General features: G+C 71.8%; 17 protein-coding genes. 10 read left to right on the top strand and 7 right to left on the bottom strand.

Translation table 11 applies throughout. The features are described from left to right. Both ABD205_RS13790 and ABD205_RS13785 read left to right on the top strand, forming a co-directional pair. A partial coding sequence (locus ABD205_RS13790) for a DNA alkylation repair protein (protein ID WP_344045572.1) occupies positions 1-608 on the top strand: 608 nt, incomplete at its 5' end. 46 nt (positions 609-654) lie between these two features. Continuing rightward, a complete protein-coding gene (locus tag ABD205_RS13785; protein WP_344045570.1) occupies positions 655-4,194 on the top strand; it encodes an ATP-binding cassette domain-containing protein in 3,540 nt (1,179 codons plus the stop codon). A gap of 20 nt (positions 4,195-4,214) precedes the next feature. Here the strand turns inward: ABD205_RS13785 and ABD205_RS13780 are convergent, their stop codons facing one another. Beyond that, a complete protein-coding gene (locus ABD205_RS13780; RefSeq protein WP_344045568.1) occupies positions 4,215-5,723 on the bottom strand; it encodes a glycosyltransferase family 39 protein in 1,509 nt (502 codons plus the stop codon). 173 nt (positions 5,724-5,896) lie between these two features. On the opposite strand from ABD205_RS13780, the gene ABD205_RS13775 reads away from it, so the two are divergent. Further along, positions 5,897-7,120 carry an MFS transporter gene (locus ABD205_RS13775; RefSeq protein WP_344045566.1) on the top strand — a complete coding sequence of 408 codons (1,224 nt, stop codon included), beginning with the start codon at positions 5,897-5,899 and terminating at the stop codon, positions 7,118-7,120. Here ABD205_RS13775 and ABD205_RS13770 read toward each other — a convergent pair. After that, entirely contained in the window at positions 7,109-7,684 is a 576-nt protein-coding gene (locus ABD205_RS13770; RefSeq protein ID WP_344045564.1) for a GNAT family N-acetyltransferase, read from the bottom strand. The two genes, ABD205_RS13775 and ABD205_RS13770, sit on opposite strands and share 12 nt — an antisense overlap. A gap of 85 nt (positions 7,685-7,769) precedes the next feature. On the opposite strand from ABD205_RS13770, the gene trpS reads away from it, so the two are divergent. The 4 genes from trpS to ABD205_RS13750 are packed head-to-tail and all read left to right on the top strand — an operon-like array spanning position 7,770 to position 10,670. Further along, positions 7,770-8,816 carry a tryptophan--tRNA ligase gene (gene trpS / locus ABD205_RS13765; protein WP_344045562.1) on the top strand — a complete coding sequence of 349 codons (1,047 nt, stop codon included), beginning with the start codon at positions 7,770-7,772 and terminating at the stop codon, positions 8,814-8,816. Positions 8,817-8,827: 11 nt separating this feature from the next. Further along, complete coding sequence (locus tag ABD205_RS13760; protein ID WP_344045560.1) at positions 8,828-9,364, top strand: 2'-5' RNA ligase family protein; 537 nt, start codon at positions 8,828-8,830, stop codon at positions 9,362-9,364. A gap of 20 nt (positions 9,365-9,384) precedes the next feature. Further along, positions 9,385-10,440 (top strand): YihY/virulence factor BrkB family protein, encoded by a 1,056-nt coding sequence (locus ABD205_RS13755; RefSeq protein ID WP_344045558.1) that lies wholly within the window; start codon positions 9,385-9,387, stop codon positions 10,438-10,440. After that, a complete protein-coding gene (locus tag ABD205_RS13750) occupies positions 10,437-10,670 on the top strand; it encodes an SCO4848 family membrane protein (RefSeq protein WP_344045556.1) in 234 nt (77 codons plus the stop codon). The genes ABD205_RS13755 and ABD205_RS13750 overlap by 4 nt, the downstream gene beginning before the upstream one ends. Positions 10,671-10,767: 97 nt before the next feature. On the opposite strand, the gene ABD205_RS13745 is transcribed toward ABD205_RS13750, so the two are convergent. The 5 genes from ABD205_RS13745 to ABD205_RS13725 form a co-directional block, all read right to left on the bottom strand. Then, on the bottom strand, positions 10,768-11,511 hold the full coding sequence (locus ABD205_RS13745; RefSeq protein WP_344045554.1) for a succinate dehydrogenase/fumarate reductase iron-sulfur subunit: 744 nt from the start codon (positions 11,509-11,511) through the stop codon (positions 10,768-10,770). Next, positions 11,508-13,562, bottom strand: coding sequence for a fumarate reductase/succinate dehydrogenase flavoprotein subunit (locus ABD205_RS13740; protein ID WP_344045552.1), 2,055 nt, complete (start codon positions 13,560-13,562; stop codon positions 11,508-11,510). The genes ABD205_RS13745 and ABD205_RS13740 overlap by 4 nt, the downstream gene beginning before the upstream one ends. Positions 13,563-13,574: 12 nt before the next feature. Continuing rightward, a complete protein-coding gene (locus tag ABD205_RS13735) occupies positions 13,575-14,276 on the bottom strand; it encodes a succinate dehydrogenase cytochrome b subunit (RefSeq protein WP_344045550.1) in 702 nt (233 codons plus the stop codon). 64 nt (positions 14,277-14,340) lie between these two features. Next, entirely contained in the window at positions 14,341-15,396 is a 1,056-nt protein-coding gene (locus ABD205_RS13730) for a glycosyltransferase (protein ID WP_344045548.1), read from the bottom strand. A 61-nt stretch (positions 15,397-15,457) separates the two neighbouring features. Next, positions 15,458-16,231, bottom strand: a complete 774-nt coding sequence (locus tag ABD205_RS13725; protein WP_344045546.1) for a carbon-nitrogen hydrolase family protein — start codon at positions 16,229-16,231, stop codon at positions 15,458-15,460. Between the two features lie 65 nt (positions 16,232-16,296). On the opposite strand from ABD205_RS13725, the gene ABD205_RS13720 reads away from it, so the two are divergent. The 3 genes from ABD205_RS13720 to ABD205_RS13710 all read left to right on the top strand — a co-directional run bounded on the left by ABD205_RS13720 (position 16,297) and on the right by ABD205_RS13710 (position 19,304). After that, positions 16,297-16,977, top strand: a complete 681-nt coding sequence (locus tag ABD205_RS13720) for an HAD family acid phosphatase (RefSeq protein ID WP_344045544.1) — start codon at positions 16,297-16,299, stop codon at positions 16,975-16,977. Between the two features lie 5 nt (positions 16,978-16,982). Further along, the gene (locus ABD205_RS13715; protein ID WP_344045542.1) at positions 16,983-17,453 is read left to right on the top strand and encodes a GNAT family N-acetyltransferase; all 471 of its coding nucleotides are present in this window, start codon (positions 16,983-16,985) and stop codon (positions 17,451-17,453) included. A gap of 99 nt (positions 17,454-17,552) precedes the next feature. Continuing rightward, positions 17,553-19,304: a methylmalonyl-CoA mutase family protein gene (locus ABD205_RS13710; protein ID WP_344045540.1), complete on the top strand. Its 1,752-nt coding sequence runs from the start codon at positions 17,553-17,555 to the stop codon at positions 19,302-19,304. Positions 19,305-19,332 lie beyond the last annotated feature (28 nt).

Below are 19,332 nucleotides of genomic sequence, written 5' to 3'. Positions count from 1 at the left end.
AGGCGTACATGAAGTCGGCGATGCCGTTCCTCGGCGTCCGCGTGCCCGAGGTGCGGCGTCTGGTACGCGGCGAGGTGCGGGCGGCGGGCGAGAGCCGGCCCGAGGTGCTGCGCGCCGCGGCTGCGCGGCTGTGGGACGAGGCGACGCATCGCGAGGAGCGGTACGCCGCCCTCGCCCTGCTGGCGCTGCGTCCGCTGCGCGGGGACTGGGCCGTGGTCGGCCTGCTCGAGCACATGGCCCGCACGGGCGCGTGGTGGGACCTGGTCGACGAGGTCGCCCACCGGGTGGCCGAGCTCCACGACGCGCACCCCGCGCCGACCGCGGAGCTGGTGCGCGCATGGTCGCGGGACGGGTCGCTGTGGATGAGACGGCTGGCCATCATCAGCCAGCTCGGTCGCCGCGACCGCGTCGACCTCGACCTGCTCGCCGAGGTCGTCGAGCCCAACCTCGCCGACCCCGAGTTCTTCGTGCGCAAGGCGATCGGGTGGGCGTTGCGCGAGGCATCCTCGGTCGACCCGGACTGGGTGCGGGCGTACGTCGACACACACCCGCTGAGCGGGCTGAGTCGTCGGGAGGCGCTGCGCCGGATCGGCCCGGTGCGAGAGTAAAAACCAGGAGAGAAGTGTCGGTCCGAACCCGTAGCGTCAGTCCTTGATGACCGACACTCTCGCACCTCCTTCCCCGACCGACCGGACCCTCCCGGCGGAGGTTCTCGACGACCCCTCACGGCGAGTCGACTGGCGCCGTCTGCGCGGGCCGGTGACGGTCGCCGCACTGGCCGCCGCGGCCGTCGCGGCGGTCAGCGCGACCCTCGGGACGGTGGTCGCGGGCCGCCTGACGGCGAGCCCGAGCGGACACCTCGTCGCGTTGCTCGCGCTGTGCGTGATCGGTGCCGCGATCGTGGACACGAGCGGCAAGGTCGCCTGGGTCGGGGTCAGCGACCGTGTCGAGGGCAAGCTGCGCGAGGACGTGCTCCGCGCGGCCATGCGGCAGCCCCTCGCCGCCCTCAACGAGCAGGCCGTCGGCGAGATCCTCGACCGGGTCGACGACGACTCCCACGAGGTCGGCAACCTGATGCGCTGGCAGCTGTGGATGTTGTTCCGGGCGTTGTTCGGGACCATCCCGATGTGGGTGGTCGCCGGGGTCACCTGGTGGCCCTCGTTCTTCCTCTTCCCGCTGCTCGGCGGGGTGACCTGGCTGGCGATCCGACGCCTCCTCCGCGAGATCGCGACGCGCAAGGTGGTCGAGGAGATGGCCTGGACGGACCACGCCGCAGCGCTCGAGGAGGGGATCGCGGGTCGCGACGACCTGCGCACCAGCCTCGGCCAGTCCCACGTCATCGCTCGCGTCGCGGCCCTGTCCGCGACCGTGCACGCCCGCTTCCTGGCGGTCGTCACCATCGAGGCCAAGCTGGGCCGCCGCGCCGGCGTACTGCTGCACGCGCTGCTCGCCGGGGTCGCCGTGGCCGGCGTCGCCCTCGCCATGGACGGCAACCTCCCGGTCTCGCGGCTGGTGACCCTCTTCCTGGTCACCTCCACCTTCGTCGGCCAGATCGCGATGCTCGCCAACCACCTGCCCGATCTCCAGGCCGGGCTCGGCGCGGTCATCCGGCTGCGCCAGATGCTCGCGGTCGAGCCCGAACCCGAGGGCGGACTGCCCGTGCCGGCCGAGTCGGCCGCCGGCATCGACATCCGTGGCCTCGACTTCTCCTACGCGGAGGGCACGTTCGCCCTGCGGGGCATCGACCTGTCCGTGCCGGCCGGACAGACCATCGCCCTGGTCGGCCGGACGGGGTCGGGCAAGTCGACCGTGGCGTCGTTGGTCTCACGCGCGGTCGAGCCGCCCCGCGGCACGGTCTTCGTGGCAGGGGTCGACGTCCGCGACCTCGACCTGCAGCAGCTGCGCGCCGCGGTCGGCGTCGTCACGCAGCGGACCGAGATCCTCGCGGGCACGCTCGCCGAGAACATCGCGCTCTTCAACGACGACCTGCCCCGCGCGACCATTCGGAACGCGGTGGCCAAGCTCGGCCTGGACGGCTGGGTCGCGGGCCTGCCCGACGGCCTCGACACGCTGCTCGGGCCGGGTGGGACGTCGCTGTCGGCGGGGGAGGAGCAGCTCGTCGCGTTCGCACGGCTGCTGGTCCGCGACGTCCGGGTCGTCATCCTCGACGAGGCCACGGCGCGGATGGACCCGCTCACGGAGCGCCGCGTGGTCGCCGCCTCCGACCGGCTGCTCGCGGGCAGGACCGGCGTGCTGATCGCGCACCGTCTCTCGACGATCGAGCGGGCTCCCCTCGTGGCCGTGCTCGACCACGGCAGGGTCGTCCAGACGGGTGCGCGCGCCGACCTCGCCCTCGAGGCGGGCCCGTTCCGCGACCTGCTCGAGGCGAGTCGCGACAAGCGCGAGCCGGCGCACGAGCGCAGCGCGGCGGTCCATGCGACCCTCGACCACGCCACCGGCGTCGGCGGCGTGCGTCGCTCGGGGCCACCGCCGCCGACGCCCGAGGTCGGCACGGGTCCGTCCCTGGCACGCGGCATCGCGCACGCGCTGCTCGTGCGGCCGCAGTGGGGGCTGGTCGGCGCACTGATGTTCCTGCTCGCCTCGCTGAGCGGCGCCCAGGGCGCCTTCACTGGTCTCCTCTGGGGGCGCATCGCGGAGACGCTCAAGGAGGGCGGCTCGCCGGGCTGGCTGGTCGTCGCGCTGGTGGTCAGCCTCATCGCGGCCCCGCTGATGCTGGCGTACGCGTTCTGGTGCTACCCGCGGTGGTGGGTCGAGGTGATGCTCCGAGCCCGGATGGCGGTGCTCTACGGGCAGACCGGCCAGCACCGACTGGTCCGGACGCCGGCCGGTGAGGTCGTCGCCCGGTCGATGGACGCCGACCGCTACGCGAGGTACGCCGACCGCTGGGTCGACTTCGTCAACGGACTGATCATCGCCGGCGTGACCGCACTCGTCGGCGGCACCTGGCTGGCCGGCGCCGTCCTCCTGGTCGTGATGGTGGCCTCCGCGCTGGCCTCGAGCTTCGGACGACCGATCGCGGGCCGCTCGGCGGCAGCGTCCTCAGCCGCTCGCGCCCGGTTCGGGCGTGCCCTGGTCTCGGCGCTCGAGTCCGCGCGGACGGTGAAGCTCGCCGCGGCGACGCGGCAGGTCCACGCCCATCTGCGCAGCGTCGACTCCGGCAGGGTGGCGGCGGCCGTCAAGGAGCACCGCGTGCAGGCGGTCCTCGACGGCGTGCCGATCGTCATGGTCCAGTGCGGCATCGTCACGGCCTGGGCGGCCTATGTCTGGGGCGGCTGGTCCCTCGCGACGGCCCTCCTGGTCGCCAACGCGGTCTCCGGTTTCGACTGGTTCGGCCGCGTTGCCGGCATGGTCGTCACCGAGGCGCCCGGGACGCGCGCCTGGCAGAAGGAGACGAGCCGGTTCGCCGGCGGCGTCGACCTGATGGATCTGCCGCCGGGGGTCGACCTCGTGACCGGTGCGGCTCCCGAGCCGCCGGCGGTGGAGCGAGTGCCGTTGCGCCGCCTCGAGCTCACGGGCTTCTCGGCTCTCCACGACGACGGCACGATCGGCGCGTCAGGGGTGGATCTCGCGGTCGAGGCCGGCGAGCTGGTGCTGCTCGTCGGCCAGGTCGGGTCGGGCAAGTCCAGCCTGCTCTCCGCGCTGGCCGGCCTCATCGACCACGGCGGCACGATCCGGTGGAACGGCCGTGTCGTCGAGGACGCTCAGATCTTCCTGAGGCCCGGCCAGGTCGCTCACGTCGCGCAGGTGCCGCGGGTGCTGTCGGGCACGTTCTCCGACAACGTCCGGCTCGGCCACCAGCGGGCCTTCGAAGGACCGGTCGCCGACGCACGTCTCGGGCCGGACGTCGACGACGCCGGCGGCAAGGACGCGCTCGTCGGCCACCGTGGCGTCCGACTCTCAGGCGGACAGGTCCAGCGCCTGGCGCTCGCCCGGGCCCTGGCGACCGACGCCGAGCTGCTCCTGGCGGACGACGTGTCGAGCGCGCTCGACGCCACCACCGAGATCGAGCTGTGGCGGGCGTTGCGCGAGCGGAGCGCGACCGTCATCGGCGCGACGTCGAAGCGGGCTGCACTCGCTCAGGCCGACCGGGTCGTCGTACTCGTCGACGGGGAGGTCGCTGCGAGCGGTCCGTGGACCGACCTGGCCGCGACGTGGGGTCACCTGGCCGGCTGAGGCAGGGCGCCGGCCGTCCGTCAGCTCGTGCGCTCGGCGCGCGAGCGGCGGACGGCCCCCGTCACCGCGCCTCGCACCTGGAGCGCGCCGCCGCTCATCAGCACCAGGAGGAAGGGCGCGTAGAGGTAGAGGTAGCGAGCGCGCGTCTGGAAGACGGTGTGGAAGGCCAGCAACAGCACGAGCGACAACGCGATCGGGAAGAGGGCGTCGAAGCGCCTTGCCCAGCCACGGCGCAGGACCAGTGGCACGCAGAGCAGGGCCAGCCCGACGAGCCAGACCCCGTCCCACATGCCCACGGCGATGCCGTGCCTGCTGCCGTAGGCGTCGTAGAAGGACTGCACGAAGCGGCTGACGCCGTCGTCGCGCAGCGGCGCGACCTTGACGAGGCCGCCCTCGCCCCACTGGCCGAACGTGCCCTGGTCGAGGGTGGCGGTGAGCTTGTCGTTGAGGAGGCGGGCGTAGCCGGACGCACCGAGCGCCTTCACGCGCTCCTTGTAGAGCCGCAGGCCGAGTGCGGAGCGCTCGTCGTCGGGGGTGCGGAGGATCTCGCCGACGTCCTGGGGGTTGTACCCGCCGGACCCCTCGGTCCCCATCGCGAGCTGGCTCGTGATGGGGAAGGCACCGCCGGGATCGGACTGCTGGATGGGGCTGATGTCGGCCGCGTGGATGCCGACAGGCACGAGCGCTCGGATCACGAGGAAGGCGAGCGCGGCGGCCGCGACGGCGGGACCGTGGGAGCGGAAGCTTCGTGGCCGCAACAGGAGAGGGCCGCCGACGATGCCGACGAGCGCGAACACGACCGTCGGCTTGATGGACATGCCGATGCCGCCGAGCACACCGATCGCGAGCCACGGGAGGAGACGCCGCCAGCCGCTGGCCTCGGGCGAGACGGCGCTCGCGACGGCCAGCATCGCGATCGGGAACATCATGCCGACGGTGTCGGAGTAGACGACGTGCAGCCAGGGCGAGAGCAGCAGGAAGACCGCCACGAGGCCGGTGCAGAAGACCGCGGCCACCCCGCCCAGCAGGCGCCGAGCGACCTTCAGGGTCAACAGGGCGGACGTCGTGAGGAACAGCCCGTTCATGAGGCACGCCGCGTAGGTGAACTGGCGCGGCCCGCCGCCGAACGCGTGCACGGTCGAGAACAGGACGTAGTAGATCGTCTCGAGCAGCTCGTTGAAGGGATAGAGCGTGAAGTAGCGGACGTAGAAGGCGCCCCCGTCGACGCCGAGCACCTCGTTCTGCGCAGCGGAGAAGAGGACCATCGCGTCGAAGCCGGGCAGTCGCGCGGTCGTCAGCGTCAGGGTGAGCTGGAGTGCGAGGTAGGCCAGGGCGCCGCCGACCAGCAGGAGGCGCCGCGATCCGGGCCGGAGGCTGCCGACCCGTCGCGCGATCGGCCCCGACAGCGCCAGCCACGCGCCCACGCCGAGCAGCGCCAGCGCGATCGCCGACCAGGGCTTCGACGCGCTCAGGACCAGTCGCGTGAACAACGCGTCCAGCGCCGCCAGCGCGAGGAGGGCGAACGTCACCCAGGCCACCATCGGTCCCGCGGATCGCTGGATCCTGAGCACAGAGCCCCCTTCACGTCGGCCGAGGCAGCATACGATCCGCGCCGTCCGGGACACGATCCGCCCGGTGGGAATAGCACGGGCGCGGCGTGGGTTGCCGCCAAGCGTCCCCTTGGATCGATCGAAAGCGACGGATGTCAGTCACCACCGAGCTCACCGCCCCGCCCGAGCGGAGCGCCAAGCACGCCGTGCTGCCCATCCTTGCGCTCGCGATGGGCGGCTTCGCCATCGGCACCACCGAGTTCGTCACGATGGGGGTCCTGCCGCAGATCGCCGACGGCCTCGACGTCTCGGTCCCGACAGCCGGGCACATCATCTCGGCGTACGCGCTGGGTGTGGTGGTCGGCGTCCCGATCCTGTCCTTCTTCGTGGCGCACCTGCCGCGCAAGGGGCTGCTGCTCGCGTTCATGGGCGCCTACGCCGCGTTCAACGTGCTCTCTGCCCTGGCGCCGAGCTACCACGTGCTGATGGTCGCCCGCTTCCTCGACGGGCTTCCGCACGGCGCCTACTTCGGCGTGGCCTCGCTGGTGGCCGCCGGCCTGGTCGCCCCTGAGCGCCGCGGCCGGGCGGTCGCGAGCGTCATGCTCGGTCTCTCGGTCGCGAACGTCCTGGGTGTGCCGGCCGCCACCTGGCTCGGTCAGCACGCCGGCTGGCGCTCGACCTACCTCGCCGCCGCGCTGCTCGCGGCGGCGACGGTCGTGCTGGTCGCGGTGTCGGTGCCGCACATGCCGGGCAACCCGGAGGCGACCGGACGCTCCGAGGCGCGTGACTTCTTCGGCAACGCACAGGTCTGGCTGACGATGGTGGCCGGCGCCGCCGGGTTCGGCGGCCTCTTCGCGATCTACTCCTACATCGGCAAGATCGTCCCCGACGTCGCCGGCCTCTCCGCCGACACGGTGCCGGTCTTCGTGCTCGCGCTCGGTCTCGGCATGGTCGTCGGCACCATGCTCGCCGGCGAGCTCGCCCAGTGGTCGGTCTTCCGCAGCCTGTTGGTCGGCAGCGTCGCCTCCATGTTCATCATGCTGCTCACCTGGCTGGTCGCGCCGCACGGCTGGCTGCTGCTCCCGGCGATCTTCCTCGTCACCGCGGCGGGATCGGTGATCGCGGTCAACCTGCAGATCCGGCTGATGGACGTGTCCGGCGACGCGGTCACGCTCGGCGCGGCGATGAACCACGCCGCACTCAACATCGCGAACGCGCTCGGCGCCTACCTCGGCGGCCTCGCGATCGCGTGGGGCTACGGCTACCGCTCGACGGCGCTCGTGGGCGCCACGCTGGCGGTCTTCGGGATCGCGATGCTGGGTTGGAGCGCGTTGCTGCACCGACGTACGGCCGCGGGGGTCTCCTCAGCGCGCTGAGGCCGTCTCCCAGCCCTCCCGTGGCTGGATCGCCTCGCCGGCGAGCAGCGTGCCCACCCACGCGTTCGTGAGCTCGCCGCGGTGGTCGAGCCAGCCGCGGACGCAGCCGTCGTAGGAGAACCCGAGCCTCCAGGCGAGCTTGCGCGAGGCCCAGTTGCCCTCGTTCGCCCACCAGATGACCGTGCGGAGGTCGCGGGCGGTCAGGCCCCACCCGAGCAGCAGCCGCAGTGCTCGCTCCATGGCGCCGGTGCCACGCACGTCCGGGTGCGACCCGTAGGCGATCTCGGCGCGCCCCCGACCCTCGTTGCGCAGCGACACGGACCCGCCGAACCGGCCCTCCACCTCGACGGCGAAGCCCCACTCGGTGTCGTCGAGCCAGGCCATGGCCCGGGACCCGATGAACTGATGTGCGTGCTCGAGCGTGTACGGCGTCGGCACGGTCGTCCATCGCACCGACTCGGGGTCCACCGACTGCTCCACGCACCGCTCGGCGTCGCTGGGCCGGTGCGCGCGCAGCACGACGGGACCGTCGGTCAACGTCGGGATCTCTCCGGGGAACGTCACGCGGCCACCCTGCCAATCGGCCGGGGAGCGGGCAAACCGGAAACCCGGTTGGGACCGGCCCGGGTGCATCGGCGACAATGACGCCATGCCCGACACCACTCCTGAGGTCCGGCCGCGGGTGCTCTCCGGCATCCAGCCGACCGCCGACAGCTACCACCTCGGCAACTACCTCGGTGCGGTGCGGCAGTGGGACGCCCTCCAGGCCGACTACGAGCCGTTCTTCTTCATCGCCGACCAGCACGCGATCACCGTCGAGCAGGACCCGAAGGTGCTGCGCCGACGCACGCTCGTCGCGGCCGCCCAGCTGCTGGCGGCGGGCGTCGACCCCGAGCGGAGCGCGATCTTCGTCCAGTCCCACCTGCCCGAGCACGCGCAGCTCGCCTGGGTCATGGAGTGCCTGACCGGCTTCGGCGAGGCCCGTCGCATGACGCAGTTCAAGGACAAGTCGGCCAAGGGCGGCGAGGGCGCCTCGAGCGTCGGCCTGTTCGCCTACCCGATGCTGATGGCCGCCGACATCCTGCTCTACCGGCCGGCCTACGTCCCCGTCGGCGAGGACCAGCGCCAGCACCTCGAGCTCACCCGCGACCTCGCGCAGCGGTTCAACAGCCGCTACAAGAAGACCTTCCGCCTCCCGGAGCCCTACATCCTCAAGGAGACGGCGAAGATCTACGACCTGCAGGACCCGACCAGCAAGATGTCGAAGTCCGCGTCCAGCCCCGGCGGCATCATCGAGATGCTCGACGACCCCAAGGTGAGCGCCAAGAAGATCCGCAGCGCCGTCACCGACTCCGGCTCGGAGATCCGGTTCGACGAGGAGTCCAAGCCCGGCATCTCCAACCTGCTGCGCATCTACTCCGCGCTCACCGGAAGCACCGTCGAGAAGCTCGAGGGGGAGTACGTCGGCCGCGGCTACGGTGACCTCAAGAAGGACCTGGCCGAGGTCGTCGTCGACTTCGTGACGCCGTTCCGCACGACGACGTTCGAGCTGCTCGACGACCAGACCCACCTGATGTCGGTCCTGGAGAAGGGTGCGGAGCAGGCGCGCGAGGTCGCCACGCGCACGCTGGCCGACGTCTACGAGCGCGTCGGCTTCGTGCCGCCGGCCCGGGACACCCAGAAGCCGACGCAGTAGCCTGCCCGGTAATGTCGACCAGCGTGCGGACGATCGGTGTGGCCGTTGCGATCCCGGAGCCGTGGGCAACCCAGCTCCAGGACTACCGCGCCCGGCTCGGCGACGCGACCGCGTCGATGATCCCGACCCACATCACCCTGGTGCCGCCGACGGAGATCGACAGCGCGGCCCTCGATGACATCGAGGCCCACCTCGGGTCGGTCGCGGCGACCGTCGACGCGTTCCAGGTGCACCTGCGGGGCACCGGCTCCTTCCGGCCGGTCTCGCCGGTGGTCTTCGTCGCGGTGGTGGAGGGCATCTCGTCGTGCGAGCAGCTGGCGTCCGCCGTACGACGCGGGCCGCTCGAGGTCGACCTCTCCTTCCCGTACCACCCGCACGTGACCGTCGCCCACGACCTGCCCGAGGCGGCCCTGGACCGGGCGTTCGAGGAGCTGGCGGAGTTCGACTGCCGCTTCGAGGTCGACGACTTCCACCTCTACGTCCACGACGAGCAGGACGGGTGGCGCCCGACGCGCGACTTCGCCCTGCGCTCGGCAGCACGGCGCTAGCGACCGGGTACGGACCCGGCATGACCGGCCCCAAGCAGCGCCTCGACGACCTGCGCGCGCGCTGGCCGGTGGTCGACCATGCCGTGCGGACGCAGGAGCACTACGGTGCGGTCGAAGCCGGCCAGCAGGCCGGTGCGGTGACCTACTTCGGATTCCTGTCGGTGTTCCCGATCCTCGCGCTCGCGGTCTTCGCGGTGAGCTGGCTTGCGCGCATCTACGCCGACGCCGAGGAGACCCTCGCCAACGCGATCAACCAGATCATGCCCGGCCTCGTCGGGCCGGGAGAGGGACAGATCTCCGTCGAGGACGTCCAGCGCTTCACCGGCCTCGCCGGCATCCTCGGCCTGATCGGCGTGCTGTACGCCGGCCTCGGCTGGCTGCGGGCGACGCGACGGTCGCTCCAGGTGGTGTTCGGGATCCCCCCGCAGGACCGGCCGGGGTTCCTGTCGGCGAACCTGCGCGACCTGGTCGGGCTGGTCGCGATCGGGACGACGCTGTTCCTCAGTGTGATCGTCGCGAGCGCGATCACCGGCTTCTCCGCCGACGTGGTCGACTACCTCGGCCTCGGCGGAGGGACGGCCTGGATCCTCGACGCGCTCACCCGGCTGATCAGCTGGGCGATCGACACGGTGCTGTTCTTCCTGCTGTTCCGCCTGGTCGGCCGGCCCCCGGTGCCGGACCGGTCGCTGTGGGGCGCGGCGGTCCTCGGCGGGGCCGCGTTCGAGGTGCTCAAGGCGATCTCCGTCGTCCTGCTGCAGCTCGTGCAGGGCAACCCGGCGTTCACGGCGTTCGGCGCGGCGCTGATCCTGCTGGTCTGGATCAACTACTTCGCGAAGGTCGTGCTCTACGCGGCGGCCTGGGCCCACACGTCGTCCGCTGCGCGCGCGGCCCGGGCAGCGGCGGACGTCGCACCGCCCGTGCAGGGTCCGCAGACGCCGGCGCTGTCCCTCGCCGGTCCCGGTGTGGCGCAGGCCTCGTCGGAGGGGCGTCGTACCGTCCCCGCGGGCTCGTTCCTGGCGGGCGCTGCGACGATGGTGGCTGCTCTGGGACTGCTCAAGAAGGTGGGACGCAAATGAAGTTCTCGAAGAAGCATGCGTGGCTGCTCATCGGTGTGGCGATCTGGAACTTCTTCATCTGGATCACGTTCGCGAAGAACCTGTCGGCCGCGCACTCACGGGGCGAGGACCACCCGACCGGCTACTGGGTCGCGCACACGATCCTGATCGTCGTCGACCTGATCATCGGCGCGGTGCTCGGCGCGATCGGCCTCAAGGCCCTGCGTGCGCGCCGAGACCTCAATCCGTAAGGTCCGAGACGTCAAACGAGACGGAAGGCCGCCGGATGCCCGGCGGCCTTCTGTCTCGTTTGACGTCTCGGACCCTACGGATTGACGTCTCGGCGGATCAGTAACCCTGCTTGATCGCGCTCCGCAGGTCGCGGTTGAGCTGGCTGATCACGTCGAGCGGGATCTCCTTGGGGCAGGCCGCGGCGCACTCGCCGATGTTGGTGCAGCCGCCGAAGCCCTCGTGGTCGTGCTGGGCGACCATCGACGCGACGCGCGAGTAGCGCTCCGGCTGGCCCTGGGGGAGCTCGCCGAGGTGGGTGATCTTCGCGCCGAGGAACAGCGACGCCGACCCGTTCGGGCAGGCCGCGACGCACGCGCCGCAGCCGATGCACGTGGCCACGTTGAAGGCCCGCATGGCCTTGTCGCGGGGCGCCGGCACCGAGTTGGCCTCCGGCGCCGCTCCGGTGTTGGCGGAGATGTAGCCGCCGTTCTGGATGATCCGGTCGAACGCCGAGCGGTCGACGATCAGGTCCTTGACGACCGGGAAGGACGAGGCGCGCCACGGCTCGATGGTGATCGTCTCGCCGTCGGTGAACGAGCGCATGTGCAGCTGGCAGGTCGTGGTGACCTCGGGCCCGTGCGCCTCGCCGTTGATCATCAGCGAGCACATGCCGCAGATGCCCTCGCGGCAGTCGGAGTCGAACGCGACCGGCTCCTCGCCCGAGGTGACGAGCTGCTCGTTGAGCAGGTCGAGCATCTCCAGGAACGACATGTCCGACGAGACGCCGTCGAGCTCGTAGGTGTGCATCGCCCCGGGAGCCGCCGCGTTCGGCTGGCGCCAGATGTTGAGGGTGAGCTTCACTTGTAGGACCTCTGCTTCATCTCGATCGCCGTGTAGATCAGGTCTTCCTTGTGCAGGACGGGGGAGCCGTCCTCGCCTCCGAACTCCCAGGCCGCGACGTAGGCGAACTCGTCGTCGTGGCGCAGGGCCTCGCCGTCCTCGGTCTGCGACTCGCCGCGGAAGTGACCACCGCAGGACTCGCGCCGGTTGAGCGCGTCGATGCACATGAGCTCGCCCAGCTCGATGAAGTCGGCGACACGGCCGGCCTTCTCGAGGTCCTGGTTGAGGGAGTCGGCGGAGCCGAGCACCTTGACGTTGGCCCAGAACTCCTTCTTCAGGTCACGGATCAGACCGATGGCCTTCACGAGGCCCTCCTTGGTCCGCTCCATGCCGCAGTACTCCCACATGATCTGGCCGAGCTGCTTGTGGAAGGAGTCGACCGAGCGGGTGCCGTCGATCGACAGGAACCGGTTGATCCGCTCCTGCACCGACTGCTGCGCCTCGACGACGGCCGGGTGGGACTCGTCGATCGGCGCAAACGGGCCGTCGGCGAGGTACTCGCGGATGGTGTTCGGCAGGACGAAGTAGCCGTCGGAGAGACCCTGCATCAGCGCCGAGGCGCCGAGGCGGTTCGCCCCGTGGTCGGAGAAGTTGGCCTCACCGGCGCAGAAGAGGCCGGTGATGTTGGTCTGCAGCTCGTAGTCGACCCACAGGCCGCCCATGACGTAGTGCACGGCGGGGTAGATGCGCATCGGCACCTCGTACGGGTTCTCGCCCGTGATCCGCGCGTACATGTCGAGGAGGTTGTCGTACTTCTCCTCGATCTTGTCGCGGCCCATCCGACGGATCGCGTCGGTCAGGTCGAGGTAGACGCCGCGGCGGACGAGACGCTTCTCGCCGTCGGGGCCGGTCTCCTCGATCTGCGGGCCGACGCCGCGGCCCTCGTCGCACATGTACTTCGCGGCGCGGGAGGCGATGTCGCGGGGGACCAGGTTGCCGAAGGACGGGTAGATCCGCTCGAGGAAGAAGTCGCGGTCCTCCTCGGGGATGTCGCGCGGGTCCTTCTCGCAGTCGGCGGCGTTCTTCGGCACCCAGACACGGCCGTCGTTGCGCAGCGACTCCGACATCAGCGTCAGCTTCGACTGGTGCGCGCCGGTGACCGGGATGCAGGTCGGGTGGATCTGCGTGTAGCAGGGGTTGGCCATGTAGGCGCCCTTGCGGTGCGCGCGCCACGCGGCGGTGACGTTCGACCCCATCGCGTTCGTGGAGAGGAAGTAGACGTTGCCGTAGCCGCCCGTGGCGAGTACGACGGCGTCGGCCAGGTGCGTCTCGACCGCACCCGTGACCATGTCGCGGGCGATGATGCCGCGCGCACGGCCGTCGGCGACGATGACGTCGAGCATCTCGTGGCGGGTGAACTGCTCCACCGTGCCGGCCGCGACCTGGCGCTCCATGGCCTGGTAGGCGCCGAGCAGGAGCTGCTGGCCCGTCTGGCCGCGGGCGTAGAACGTGCGGGAGACCTGGACGCCACCGAACGAGCGGTTGTCCAGCAGGCCGCCGTACTCCCGCGCGAACGGGACGCCCTGCGCGACGCACTGGTCGATGATGTTCGCGCTGACCTCGGCGAGGCGGTAGACGTTCGACTCGCGGGCGCGGTAGTCGCCGCCCTTCACGGTGTCGTAGAAGAGGCGGAAGACGGAGTCGCCGTCCTCCTTGTAGTTCTTCGCCGCGTTGATGCCGCCCTGGGCGGCGATCGAGTGCGCCCGGCGCGGGGAGTCCTGGTAGCAGAAGGACTTCACGTTGTAGCCGGCCTCGCCGAGCGTGGCGGCTGCGGCGCCACCGGCCAGGCCGGTGCCGACGATGATCACCGACAGCTTGCGGCGGTTGGCCGGGTTGACCAGGCGGTTCTCGAACTTGCGGGTGGTCCAGCGCTCGGCGATCGGGCCGGTGGGGGTCCGCTCGTCGACGAGCTTGTCGCCGAGGACGTAGAAGCCCTCCGCGTCGTCGGACTTCTGGACGGAGGCCTCGTTGGTCGCAGTCAGACCGGAGAGGTAGTGGGTTGCGTCAGCCATGTCAGTCAGCCCTTACTTGTCGATGACGCCGAACAGCGTGAAGAGGGGGACCAACGAGAAGCCCCCCGCGATCACGATCGCGACGATCCATCCGAAGATGCGTGCGCGGGTGCGGGAGGCGACGGTGTTGGTGAACCCGAGCGTCTGACAGGCGCTGAAGGTGCCGTGGTGCAGGTGCAGGCCGAGGGCGAGCATCGCGATGAGGTAGATCACGGTCAGCCACCAGGTGTCGAAGCTGTCGACCAGGAGGTTGTACGGGTCGTTCGTGGCGCCACCGGTGACGTTGACCTTGCCGATGGTGAAGTTGATCAGGTGCCAGATGAGGAACAGCAGGATCGTGATGCCGCCCCAGCGCATCGTCCGCGACGAGAACGAGGACGCCGCGTTGCGCTTCACCTGGTAGCGCACCGGGCGCGCGTTGCCGGCACGCCGCCACAGCACGATCGCGCTCGTGACGTGGGCGACGAGGGAGACGATCAGCACCGCCCGGATCACCCACAGCAGGCCCTCGCGAGGCAGCATCGGAGTGCCGATCGTGCGGATGTGCTCGGCGTACTCGTTGTAGGCGTCGTGACCGGAGAAGGCCTTGAGGTTGCCGTACATGTGCACGAGTACGAACAGGATGAAGACGATGCCGCTGGCTGCCATGAGCAGCTTCAGCGCGATCGTCGAGCGCGTCGAGCGCACTCCCTTGACGAGTTCGGTGGTTGCCACGACGCAGCACGATACGCGCGGTGACGGGCGCCATGTCACGTGGGGCGGTGTGACATACGCCCGGTTACCCGGCGGTCACCTCGGAGCGGTTGTGCCCGAGGCGGTGCCGGCCGAGGAGCTCGTCGACCGCCGTCGTCCAGTCCCGCTCCAGGGCCAGCTCACGCCCACGAGCGCCCAAGTAGCCACGTCGGGGGTCGGCCGCGAGCGACGCGACGGCCTCGGCCAGCCCGGCCGGAGCGGTGGCGTCGTACAGCAGGCCACTCTCCAGGTTGCGGACCAGCTCCGCGGCGCCGCCGGCCCGCGGAGCGACGACGGGTACGCCGGACGCGCCGGCCTCGCGCAACACGTGACAGCAGGTCTCCGACCGCCCGGGGTGCACCAGGACGTCGAGGCTCGCGAGGGCGATGGCCAGGTCGCCGGTGCCGAGCGGCCCCACCACCTTGGCGCCCGGCAGCCGGTCGGCCAACCAGCCGCGCTGGCCGCCCTCGCCGATGAGCACGACCCGGATGCCGGGCACGCCCGACAGCTGCGCGAGGTCGCGGACGTCGTGGCGACGGGCCAGCGCGCCGGCGTACCCGACGACGACGCGGCCGTCCCGCCCCCAGACGCGGTGCAGCCACGGGTCCCGCAGGGCAGGGGTGAACGCCTGCCCGTCGACGCCCGGCATCCACACGTCCGATGCCACCCCGAGCCCCGCGAGCGCCGCCCGCATCCAGTGGGTCGTCACGATGACGGACCCGGCGCGCTCGGCCACGCGCGCGACCCACAGGTCCTCCATCGCGCGTGCGACCGGGGACTGCTGGACGACGAGGGTGCGCAGACCCATCCGGTCGGCGTGCTCGAGCGCTCGGCGACCGATGCGACCCGGGTCGGTGACGTGCACCAGGTCGGGGCCGAACTCCGCCAGGGCGTCGCGGACCTGAGCGCCCGGCTTGGCCAGCGGGCTGATCCGCACGACACGGCTGTTGCGGTAGCGGGTCAGACCGGGTCCGGGTGCGAGCAGGCGCACGGTGTGGCCGAGGTCGATCAGCCTGTCCGCGACGGCCTTGACCGTCGTCGTCGTGCCGTCCGACGCGGGACACCGCGAGAACCAGTGCTCGGTGACGAGGGCGATCCTCATGGCGCCAGGATGCGCCGGTCAGATGGCGGGGCCGCTTCGGCGCGGTGACGACCGGATGAACTCAGGCCCGGGTGACGCGACGGCCGAGCGTGGGCCGGCGGTCGGCCCACATCCGCTGGTCCGCGCGCGTGGCCTCCACGACGCCCGCGTCGACCTCCGCGACGACCACGCCCTCCTCGGTGCCCAGCCGGTCGATCGGACGGCCGAGCGGGTCGTAGGCCGCCGTACCGCCGATGAAGCCGTGGCCGGTGAGCGCGCTGAACACGACGTAGACCCCGTTGTCGAGGGCGCGGCTGGCGTAGTGCAGGTCGCGGCGGTGCTCGCCACCCGGGAAGTAGGCGCCGGAGTTGACGTAGACCAGCGCGCCGTCCTGCGCGGCGGCGGCCGCGTGCTCGGGGAAGTTGGCGTCGTAGCAGACCGAGAGCGCCACCGCGACGCCGCCGACGGTGAGGGTGGTGCCGTGCTCGCCGGGGGTGAAGACCGCGCGCTCGGGCGGGTGCAGGTGCTGCTTGTCGTACGCCGCCCACGGCTCGCGACCCGGGGCCAGGACGAGGTCGGTGAGCGTGCGCCGGTCGCCCCTGTCGAGGGCCGAGTTGAGCACGACCGTCGCACCGGTCTCCTCGACGGCCTCCCGGAGCGGATCGAGCCAGTCGGTCTCACCCACTCGGGGGAGCGGGCCGCGGAAGACCTCGTCGTCGTAGCCGGTCGTGAACGCCTCGGGGAAGACGACCAGCCCGGCGGCTGCCCGTCGGGTCCAGGCCGCCGCGGCGGCTACGTTGGCGGCGGTGTCGCCGACGACGGGCGCGGCCTGGACGGCGGCGATGCGGAGCGTCACGGCCGCGATTGTGCCGCAGGCAGGCGTTCAGGTTCTCTTCACGATCGCGCTCGTACGGTCGAGGCATGCTCTCCGATACGTCGACCCTCTGCCGTGGGAGGTGGCTGCGACTCCGGTCCCTGCTGGCCGCCTTGACGGGGGCCGTCGTGCTGACCGCGTGCTCGGCGACCGGCTCGACCCCTGACGCCGTGCCGCCGGGCCGTGCGTCCACGAGCGGGGCTGACGAGCGGATGCCGGCCGCCGCGCGGGGCGAGGCCGCCTGGCTGGCCGACGTCAGTCGCATCTACGACGGCTTCGACCGCGGACGCGGTGCCGAGGCGTGGCTGAGGCAGCGGATGGCGCACCGACGCCCCGGCGAGCGGCTCGCCGTCGTGCTGGGGATCGACGACGTCATGCTGCAGACCCACTTCCGCGGCGTCGACACGTTGCTGCCGCGCTCGGTCCGGTTCGTGCAGACCGCCCACGCCCTGGGCTACGCCGTCTTCTACGTGACCGGACGGTCCGCGTCCACCGGTCTCGGCCGTGTCGAGGACACCCTGCAACGGGCCGGCGTGCCGGCCAACGCCTTCTACGGAAGGCCCGTCGGGGCGCCCAACGTGGAGGCCGCGAAGGCCCAGTGCCGGGCCGCCATCAAGCAGCAGGGCTACACGCTGGCGATGGTGGTCGCGGCGAGCGAGGCGAGCTTCGACGGCTCGCCGAGGCCCGAGAAGGAGATTCGTCTGCCGGACTTCGCTCTGCGAGGCTGACCCGCGTGACGATCAGACCGGCCGTCGTCGCCGACGCCGAGCTTCTCGCTCCGCTGCACGTGCAGGCGTGGGACGAGGCCTACACCGGGCTGATGCCGCAGCGGATCCTCGACGCGCACCGGTCCGAGCCGATGGGCGCCAAGGTCGAGCGCTGGCGGGGCCGGATCGCGTGGCCGGACGGCAGCACCTGGGTCGCGGAGGACGACGGCGGGCTGGTCGGCTTCGTCAGCACCGGGCCCGGCCGCGACGGCAGCGGTGTCCTCGAGCTGATGGCGCTCTACGTGCGACGCAGTCACTACGGCGCCGGCCTCGGGCACCGGCTCCTCGAGACGGCGATCGGCGCGGGGCCGGCGTACTTGTGGGTGCTGGACGGGAACGCCCGCGCGATCGGGTTCTACGAGCGGCACGGCTTCTCGTTCGACGGACAGGTCGAGGACGAGCCCGAGGGGCTGCACCGGCGGATGGTCCGCGGGTAGCGTCGATCAGTGCCGGTGGCCTCGCGAGCGGAGGAGGGTACTGGTTGGAAACCTCACACTCTGTGGCGGTCGCCACTGACCACTTCTAAGGTGCCGCGCATGACCGACGACTCCTCGCGCGCTGCCCACCTGCAGCTCGCGCAGCCCGAGGACGACCACGACGTCGCCGCGTGGGAGGCCGCGGCCGCGGGCGTGCTGCGCAAGTCCCGCAGGCTGACCGACGACGACCCGGACTCCCTGGTGTGGCAGAAGCTGGGCCGCCCCACCCTCGACGGCATCACGGTCACGCCGCTCGGCACCCCGGCCGACCTCGAGGGGCTCACGACCTCAGGCCGCCCGACCCGCGCCGGCGCGTGGGACATCCGCGCCTACCTCTCCGATCCGGACGCCAAGGTCGCCAACGAGGCCGCTCTGGTCGACCTCGACGGCGGCGTCACCAGCCTGTGGCTGCAGGCGGACGCGGACACCGACCTCGGGACCGTTCTGGCCGGCGTACTGCTCGACCTGGCGCCCGTCGTCCTCGACGCACCGACCGCGCCGCTGCAGGCGGCGCGTGCGCTGCTCGCGCACCTCGCCTCGACGGACGTCGAGCCGCACCCGGGCACCAACCTCGGCGTCGACCCGATCGGTGCGGTGCACCGCGGGCTGCGCAACGAGGAGGGCTGGCAGGACGACCTGGTGGCCGTGGCCAGGCTCGCCCAGGAGATCGGGGTGCTCGGCGTGGTCGTCGACGCGACCGCCGCCCACGACCTCGGCGCCAGCGACGCGCAGGAGCTCGGGTACGCCGTGGCGGTCGGTGCGGCGTACCTCCGGGTGCTGACCGACGCCGGCCTCAGCGTGACCGAGGCGGCACGGCTGATCGAGTTCCGGCTCGCCGCGACCGACGAGCAGTTCCCGACCATCGCCAAGCTGCGGGCGGCACGGCGGCTGTGGGCGCGGGTGCTCGAGCTGAGCGGCACCGACCCGGAGTCGGCACAGGCCGCGATGCGGCTGCACGCGGTCACCAGCCGGCCGATGCTCAGCAAGTACGACCCCTACGTCAACATGCTGCGCGGGACGGTCGCCGCGTTCGCCGCGGGTGCGGGCGGCGCCGACGCCGTCACGGTCCTGCCGTTCGACAGCGCCAACGGTCGCCCCGAGGCTTTCGGGCGGCGGATCGCGCGCAACGTCAACCACCTCCTCATCGACGAGAGTCACGTCGCCGCGGTCGCGGACCCGGCCGGCGGCGCGTACGCCGTCGAGCGGCTCACCGACGACCTCGCCGTCGCCGGCTGGGCCGAGCTCGGGGAGATCGAGACCTCCGGGTTCGACACCTTCCGCGGCCGTGTCGCGGCCGTCGTCGAGCGCCGCGAGGCCGAGATCGCCCGCCGGAAGCGCCCGATCACCGGTGTCAGCGAGTTCCCGGACCTCGCCGAGGCGCTGCCCGAGCGTGCACCGGACGCCGCCAACGACCGCGTCCGCCGCTACGGCGCGAGCTTCGAGGAGCTCCGCGACGCCCCGCCGGGCGAGCGCGTCTTCCTCGCCACCCTCGGTCCGGTCGCCCAGCACACCGCCCGTGCGACGTTCGCCAGCAACCTGCTGGCAGCGGGCGGCGTCGGGGTCGACGTCGCCGGGGCGACGTCCGGCCCTGACGATCTCGTGAGCGCGTACGGCGCCCAGCGGGTCGTCTGCCTGGCTGGCTCCGACTCGGCGTACGAGACGTGGGGAGCCGCGGCCGCGGCCGCCCTGCGCGAGGCGGGCGCCCAGCACGTGATCATCGCGGGCAAGCCCGTCGAGTACGCGGACGACTCGGTCGCCATGGGGGTCGACGCGCTCGACTTCCTCCACCGGACAAGGGAGAAGCTGGCATGAGCATCCCGAAGACCTTCGCCGGCCTGCC

It is taken from the genome of Nocardioides panacihumi (assembly GCF_039530925.1).
Classification (GTDB): domain Bacteria; phylum Actinomycetota; class Actinomycetes; order Propionibacteriales; family Nocardioidaceae; genus Nocardioides; species Nocardioides panacihumi.
This window is presented reverse-complemented; position numbering and strand designations above follow the sequence as displayed.

What these genes read in the sequence shown, in the direction of transcription:
- ABD205_RS13785 (WP_344045570.1), top strand. Translation starts at nt 655, where the DNA reads ATGACCGACACTCTCGCACCTCCTTCCCCGACCGACCGGACCCTCCCG.
- ABD205_RS13775 (WP_344045566.1), top strand. Translation starts at nt 5,897, where the DNA reads ATGTCAGTCACCACCGAGCTCACCGCCCCGCCCGAGCGGAGCGCCAAG.
- trpS (WP_344045562.1), top strand. Translation starts at nt 7,770, where the DNA reads ATGCCCGACACCACTCCTGAGGTCCGGCCGCGGGTGCTCTCCGGCATC.
- ABD205_RS13760 (WP_344045560.1), top strand. Translation starts at nt 8,828, where the DNA reads ATGTCGACCAGCGTGCGGACGATCGGTGTGGCCGTTGCGATCCCGGAG.
- ABD205_RS13755 (WP_344045558.1), top strand. Translation starts at nt 9,385, where the DNA reads ATGACCGGCCCCAAGCAGCGCCTCGACGACCTGCGCGCGCGCTGGCCG.
- ABD205_RS13750 (WP_344045556.1), top strand. Translation starts at nt 10,437, where the DNA reads ATGAAGTTCTCGAAGAAGCATGCGTGGCTGCTCATCGGTGTGGCGATC.
- ABD205_RS13740 (WP_344045552.1), bottom strand. Translation starts at nt 13,562, where the DNA reads ATGGCTGACGCAACCCACTACCTCTCCGGTCTGACTGCGACCAACGAG.
- ABD205_RS13730 (WP_344045548.1), bottom strand. Translation starts at nt 15,396, where the DNA reads ATGAGGATCGCCCTCGTCACCGAGCACTGGTTCTCGCGGTGTCCCGCG.
- ABD205_RS13720 (WP_344045544.1), top strand. Translation starts at nt 16,297, where the DNA reads ATGCTCTCCGATACGTCGACCCTCTGCCGTGGGAGGTGGCTGCGACTC.
- ABD205_RS13710 (WP_344045540.1), top strand. Translation starts at nt 17,553, where the DNA reads ATGACCGACGACTCCTCGCGCGCTGCCCACCTGCAGCTCGCGCAGCCC.